This window comes from Paenibacillus sp. RC21 (genome assembly GCF_044907935.1).
Classification (GTDB): domain Bacteria; phylum Bacillota; class Bacilli; order Paenibacillales; family Paenibacillaceae; genus Paenibacillus; species Paenibacillus terrae_A.
This window is the reverse complement of sequence record NZ_JBIYCS010000029.1, coordinates 1-1,121: the sequence shown is the minus strand read 5'-3', so window position 1 is coordinate 1,121 and position 1,121 is coordinate 1. Positions and strand designations below refer to the sequence as shown.

Here is a 1,121-nt window from a genome sequence, read left to right as displayed (position 1 = left end):
ATCAGGGGTAGGGGAGCGTTGAATGCGGGTTGAAGGTGTACCGTAAGGAGCGCTGGACTGCATTCAAGTGAGAATGCCGGTATGAGTAACGAAAAGATCTGTGAGAATCAGATCCGCCGAAAGCCTAAGGGTTCCTGAGGAAGGTTCGTCCGCTCAGGGTAAGTCGGGACCTAAGGCGAGGCCGATAGGCGTAGTCGAAGGACAACAGGTCGAAATTCCTGTACCACCGTAATCCGTTATGAGCGATGGGGTGACGCAGTAGGGTAGTGACGCGGACTGATGGATGTCCGTCTAAGCAGTGAGGCTGGTGTGTAGGCAAATCCGCACATCGTAAGGCTGGGCTGTGATGGGGAGCGAAAATTACAGTAGCGAAGGTCATGATCTCAGACTGCCAAGAAAAGCCTCTAGCCAGGAGAAGGTGCCCGTACCGCAAACCGACACAGGTAGGCGAGAAGAGAATTCTAAGGCGCGCGGAAGAACTCTCGTTAAGGAACTCGGCAAAATGACCCCGTAACTTCGGGAGAAGGGGTGCCTCGGTAGGGTGAATAGCCCGAGGGGGCCGCAGTGAAAAGGCCCAAGCGACTGTTTAGCAAAAACACAGGTCTGTGCGAAGCCGCAAGGCGAAGTATACGGGCTGACGCCTGCCCGGTGCTGGAAGGTTAAGGGGAGTGGTAAGTCCTTTTGGGCGAAGCTATGAACCGAAGCCCCAGTAAACGGCGGCCGTAACTATAACGGTCCTAAGGTAGCGAAATTCCTTGTCAGGTAAATTCTGACCCGCACGAATGGCGTAACGACTTGGGCGCTGTCTCAACGAGAGATCCGGTGAAATTTTAATACCTGTGAAGATGCAGGTTACCCGCGACAAGACGGAAAGACCCCATGGAGCTTTACTGCAGCTTGATATTGAATTTGGGTACGATCTGTACAGGATAGGTGGGAGCCTAAGAGACTTGAGCGCCAGCTTGAGAGGAGGCATCCTTGGGATACCACCCTGATCGTATCTAGGTTCTAACTTGGTACCGTGATCCGGTACGAGGACAGTGTCAGGTGGGCAGTTTGACTGGGGCGGTCGCCTCCTAAAGAGTAACGGAGGCGCCCCAAGGTTCCCTCAGAATGGTTGG

Annotated in this window: 1 rRNA gene; it reads left to right on the top strand. The window is 54.1% G+C overall.

The features are described from left to right. Positions 1-1,121 (top strand): 23S ribosomal RNA (locus ABIA61_RS26630); the annotation flags it as partial.